At 55.4% G+C, this 5418-nt stretch carries 4 protein-coding genes and 1 pseudogene; 4 read left to right on the forward strand and 1 reads right to left on the reverse strand.

Annotated elements, in window-relative coordinates; genetic code table 11:
- Positions 1-116 (reverse strand): annotated as a pseudogene (locus tag C7H09_RS20165) (IS110 family transposase); the annotation flags it as partial.
- A 1256-nt stretch (positions 117-1372) separates the two neighbouring features.
- On the opposite strand from C7H09_RS20165, the gene C7H09_RS05855 reads away from it, so the two are divergent.
- The 4 genes from C7H09_RS05855 (at position 1373) to ltrA (ending at position 5340) form a co-directional block, all read left to right on the forward strand.
- Positions 1373-1951: an FtsZ/tubulin family protein gene (locus C7H09_RS05855; RefSeq protein ID WP_165794796.1), complete on the forward strand. Its 579-nt coding sequence runs from the start codon at positions 1373-1375 to the stop codon at positions 1949-1951.
- 82 nt (positions 1952-2033) lie between these two features.
- On the forward strand, positions 2034-3032 hold the full coding sequence (locus C7H09_RS05860) for a PD-(D/E)XK nuclease family protein (RefSeq protein WP_106761676.1): 999 nt from the start codon (positions 2034-2036) through the stop codon (positions 3030-3032).
- 125 nt (positions 3033-3157) lie between these two features.
- Positions 3158-3508, forward strand: coding sequence for a hypothetical protein (locus C7H09_RS05865; protein ID WP_106761677.1), 351 nt, complete (start codon positions 3158-3160; stop codon positions 3506-3508).
- Positions 3509-4011: 503 nt separating this feature from the next.
- Entirely contained in the window at positions 4012-5340 is a 1329-nt protein-coding gene (ltrA, locus tag C7H09_RS05875) for a group II intron reverse transcriptase/maturase (RefSeq protein WP_240616512.1), read from the forward strand.
- The last annotated feature ends 78 nt before the right edge of the window (positions 5341-5418 follow it).

Raw genomic sequence — 5418 nt, forward strand, 5'->3', positions numbered from 1 at the left:
TTGATCTCTTTGTGCAACAGCACCTCGCCTTGCTGGTCGAGGATGCAAACGTACAGGCTGCGGGCGTGCAGGTCGATTCCACAATAGTGACGGTGAGTGCTATGGTAAAAGTTCATGAGTCTTCTCCCTTGTAGTGCTTGGTCGCCTTCCAGCTTAGCGGGTAACCGCCGGGCTGGGGAGAAGGCTCAATCAGTATCAAGGCGGTCAACCGGACACCAAAAGCCTTCTGCTTTTGGTTCCCTTCGCTGCGCTCCGGTGCCGGTTACCTTCAGCGTTGTGCGGTACCGATACATGGAACAAAACAATAGGAAGGAGCCTTTCGGGTGTTACGAATTACACTGCCATTATTCATTGTTTGCTTGTTTTACCTCCCGTTAGCTTTGGGGTCGGTAGACAATATGGACTTGAGGGTATGCCTCGCCTACTCAGACCGAACGAGCCAAATTAGCTGCTGTGAAGAGTTCGACATCAGCCAAGCTGAATGTACTAGTGAGAACCCAAGTAACCCCGGGACTGCCGCGTCACAATCTGATGAAGGCTCATACTTTTATTGTAAATTCAGAAATTTGGATGGATCGGGGGAAGATATTGCACGTTGGGGCAAAGGCACCGACTTTACCTTTGTGCCTACTAAAAATATGTGGGAGTGGCGCACCGAGTACACGATTCAGTCAATTGATTCGAGTGGCGGCTATTATCAGACAGCGTTGAATCCCATTTTCGAAGATCAGGTAGGTAGGTGCGGCCCGGATATCGAGATAGAGTATAAGGAGAGGTTGAGGAAAATCACGGAGGAGTATGGCGAATGACGCACAACAAGGCGGTCAACGGGACGCCAACTGCGCTCCGCTCCGTTGCCGCCCATTACCGCTGGCGTTAGTTGGTAGTGCTCTGTCACTTTTTGGCGGCTGGGTGCTAAAGGCCTTGGCGGAAATTTGGATGCAAAACCGGTAATTCGCAGTAACAGCCAAGGCCGTCAGAATTCGTAGCCTTGCTGACAGCTCAATCTGTCAGTGGTGTTGTTAGTAAGTCGGGTGTTCTGGTTGTGGGGCCGTCCGCCGGTAAATCGTTCCTTGCTTATCTGCTACTCTGGTATTCAGGTTCATTCACCGCATCGTTGGCGGTGGTTTTAGTTACGGAGCATCGGCGGTTTCTGGTGCAAGGGCTGCTGTGTGGGCCACGATGTTGGTTGCCAAGGATCAGGCTTTATCGATGCCCCCAACTAACCAGTCGCTTAAGTACGTTCCCGGCCCGAGGGCCGTCCACCGGATGCCCTTATCAGGCCACCGCTTAGCTTCGCGTTAGGCGACACTAGCTGCGACACATCATGTCGGAACGTTTACTAGCGTTTTCGCCAAGCTTAGGGGGTGATATGAACGGAACAGTGATAATTGGAGTCGGTGGGGCGGGCTGCGCTATTGCGGAACAGCTCGGTCACTCGCTCGGTCACGACGTCTTGGCGGTTAATAGCGCCGGGAATGGTCTTGAAGAAAAATCTGCGCGACACCGTCTTTGCTTGGACATTAATTCGCGAGGTGGCCGTCTGCCGACGGTCGTAACCGCAGAAGCGGCTGCTGGAGAGGCAGCCGATGAGTTCCGAAAGATATTAGCCGGAAACCGGCGGGTTATCCTCGCCGTCGGGCTTGGCGGTGCCACAGGAAGTGGTGCGGCACCTAAGTTGGCGGGGATCGCGCAGACCGTTGGTGCGCACGTCACCGCCGTCGCAACACTCCCGTTTTCCTTTGAAGAACGACGCCGAGCGGTTGCAGAAGCAGCTCTCCTCAAGCTAGAGGAGCATGCTGACGTACTGATCCTTCACGATCATTCGACCGTCAGCCATTCCAAGAGCGCCGTGCAGGAATCGCTCAACGAATATTTTGACCGCCTTGCGAGCGAGCTGAGCGCACAGCTGCCGAAAGCCTGTGGCGGAACCGATTCCCAAGCAAGGTGATTTCCTGCCAGGGTATTGTGATTTTGAAGACGCCTGCAAGTTTTGAATTCGCCTTCTGGATTTACGGAGATAAGGCCAAGCTGTGTTCAAAAAACCCAACCTTTTCCGCTACGCCACCAGTGAGCTCTCGCAAGATGCCTTCATTGCATGGCTGCTATCGTGGGCGAACCCACAGTACGCGTCGGCGGACCCTTACCTACATGTCTGCGCTAAGCGACTGATCGGTGCGTTCTTCGAGAAGCATGGACGAGCCGTTCCCGATTTCTCCAGCGTCGTTGTCACGCCGCAGGATGAGCGCATCGACGTGCTCTGCGTGCTCGACGAAAAGTTCGCGATAATCATCGAAGATAAGACCAACACCTGTGAGCACTCCGACCAACTCACCCGCTACCTCACGAAAGTCAAAGAAAGAGATTACGAGCCTGAGAACGTGCTCGCGATCTACCTCAAGACCGGCGACCAGAGCCACTACAACGACGTTTACCGGAAGGGGTTCCAACCGTTCCTGCGGCGTGACCTGCTCGCCGTGCTCGAGAGCGGTGCCCAAACTCCCAGTGACATTTTCCATTGCTATCTGGAGTGGCTGCGGCACTTGGAAGCACGGGTGGAGGCCTATCGAACTAAGCCACTGCAATCATGGGGGTGGCATGCCTGGATCGGATTCTACAAGGCCTTGAAGGAGCACCTCGGCGAGGGTGATTGGGGCTACGTACCCAACCAGTCGGGCGGATTTCTCGGCTTCTGGATTTACTTTCGCGACATCGCTCACGTGCAACTCGCTAACACCTCTGAAAACACCTGTGAGCTGCGCTTCCGGATCGGGGTCGAGGACGCTGCTCAGCGGCGGGCGCTAAGGCGGGAGTGGTTTGCTAAGATTTCCCACCACGCCGGGGAATTTGGTCTAAGGGCGCGTAAACCCACCCGTTTCGGTCATGGCCGCTCAATGGTGGTCGCCGTACTCGATCGCGAGGATTTCCGGCAGCCGGATGCGAACGGCCTTCTTGATATGGACGCTACGGCTCAGCTGATCCGCCAAGCCGGCACGCTGCTCACCTGCCTGCATTCCGAACCTGCAACCTAAACTGCGGGCTGTGCGGGTTCAATTTTGAGGTGCAACAAAGCGAAGAGCGCCTAACCCGGCGCTGCAGCCGACGCCGCGGACGCGGCGCGGCTGAGCTTTCCACGTTATGGCTACAAGGAAGTCGAGTGAAAACGAAGGTTTATCTATCCATTTTTGCCAGCCTCATACTGGCAGTCCTTGTCAGCGCACTCGGCGGATCTTTTGGCGAGGCACTGGCAGAGCACGTAAACAAACAGACTGCTGAATTGGCATTGGATGGCAGGTCAATATCAGATCTTTCCCGAGAAGAAGCCAACGCGTTGATGCGCGATCCGGAATTTGGTGACCGCTTGGTCGCAGCTAAGAAAGAGGTAACTGACGAGTACTGGTGGTATTTCGGCGCAAACTTCGCTATCCAAATATTACTAATTCTCGTCATTTGCTTGGTTTGCGGAAAATTTGTAATTCATACGGTGACCAAGCATGCGAGGCCATAACCAGGCGGTCAACCGGACGCCAAAAGCGTGGCGCTTTTGGTTCCCTCCGCTGCGCTCGTGTGTCATGACGAAAGACTTCAGTCTTTCTTGCTGTACTCAAGATGAGGGAAGGCCCCTCGGTCTCGGTGACCAGACACCGGGATCAAACCGCCCTGTGCGGCTTGCATTAAGAGTGCGGGTCGTGAGCGACATGGGAAAAGGCCGTCAAGAGCGGTCAGGTACGTACCCAAGGAGATGAACGAAAGTGAACCGCCGATGAGGGGTCGAAATGTAGACAGATGTTGTCAGAACCGGGGACCGAGCGTCTCCCCGGGATGAGCTGTGACGTGAGCTGGCACAACGGACACAGCGGCAGCCGGTCTTGAGGCGGCATGACCTGGGTACAGGCTTGAGTATGGAACATGAGAACCTGTCGTCCTGATGTTAAGGGAGAAGCACAAGTGGAGATCCCGCGAGGCGAGAGTACCGATGCAGGACACAGGGACGGATTGGCCCGTAGTAGTGTGGAAACACCTGTAATGGGTGTGGAGCGAAGGGGGCAAGTTATCCCGTCGGATCCAGATGGCCAACCGAATTCCGGGAGGAGCCGTCAGGGTCAGGCAAAACCATTTACCATCCCGAAGGCCTTGGTCTATCAGGCCTACAAGCGGGTTCGAGCCAACAAAGGTAGCGCCGGGGTAGATCATCAGAGTCTGGAAGACTTTGATGGTGACCTCAGCAATAACCTTTACAAGCTTTGGAACCGTTTGTCCTCAGGAAGCTATCATCCACCACCGGTTTTGCGCGTGGAGATCGAAAAGGCGGATGGGGCAACCCGTCGTCTCGGCATCCCAACGGTTGCCGACCGCATTGCGCAGATGGTGGTCAAGCTGCTGATTGAACCGGAACTGGAACAACACTTCCACCCGGACTCTTACGGCTACCGCCCGGGAAAGTCAGCGCACGATGCGCTGAAACAGACTCAGGCCCGGTGCTGGAAGAAAGCCTGGGTGCTGGATATGGACATTCAAGGCTTCTTCGACAACATCGACCACAACCTGTTAATGAAGGCCGTGGATCGTCATGTGACCGAGGACTGGCAGAAGCTGTACATCCGGCGCTGGCTAAGCGCGCCGGTTCAGTTGGCGGATGGTTCCGTGGAGGAACGCGATCGGGGCACGCCGCAAGGCGGTGTGATCAGTCCCTTACTGGCAAACCTGTTCCTGCACTACGTCTTTGATCGCTGGGTGGAGAAGCGCTGGGGTGGCATCCAGTTCGAACGCTATGCGGACGATATCGTATGCCATTGTTCCAGTGAACGGGAAGCTCAAGCACTGAAATCGGTCCTTGAGGCACGATTCACAGCGTGTGGCTTGACGCTCCATCCCCGCAAGACAAAGATTGTGTATTGTAAGAGCGAGTACAACCGGCGGGACTACCCGGAGATCGCGTTTGATTTTCTGGGTCACACCTTCCGACCGCGGCTGATCCGCAACCGGTTGGGACAAAAGAAAGTCTACTTCACGGCGGCCATCAGCCAGAGTGCAGCGAAAGAGATCCGCAAGCAGATCAACGAGTGGCCCTGGAAATGGTGGCGACAGAAAGAACTCGGGCAGTTCGCTCGATTCTGTCAGTCCCGCCTCCGAGGCTGGATGCAGTACTATAGCCTGTTTGGCCGCAGCTACATTCGGAATGTGCTGTTTCATTTCGATCTGAGGTTGAGCCGGTGGGCATTAGGGAAGTATCGGAAACTCAGAGGTCTGTTACAGGCTGCCCGGAGAGTGAATGGACTGCGTCGGCGACGGCCGGATCTATTTGCTCACTGGGCAGGATCAAGGGCAATGGTTGGATAACAAGAGCCGTATGAATCGAGAGGTTCACGTACGGTTCTGTGAGAGGCTTTGGGGGTGGTTCCCAGGGCCTACTCGACC

This window comes from Marinobacter fuscus (assembly GCF_003007675.1).
GTDB lineage: Bacteria > Pseudomonadota > Gammaproteobacteria > Pseudomonadales > Oleiphilaceae > Marinobacter > Marinobacter fuscus.

Excerpts from the sequence above, each read along its gene's own strand:
- C7H09_RS05855 (WP_165794796.1), top strand. The coding sequence starts at position 1,373 with ATGAACGGAACAGTGATAATTGGAGTCGGTGGGGCGGGCTGCGCTATT.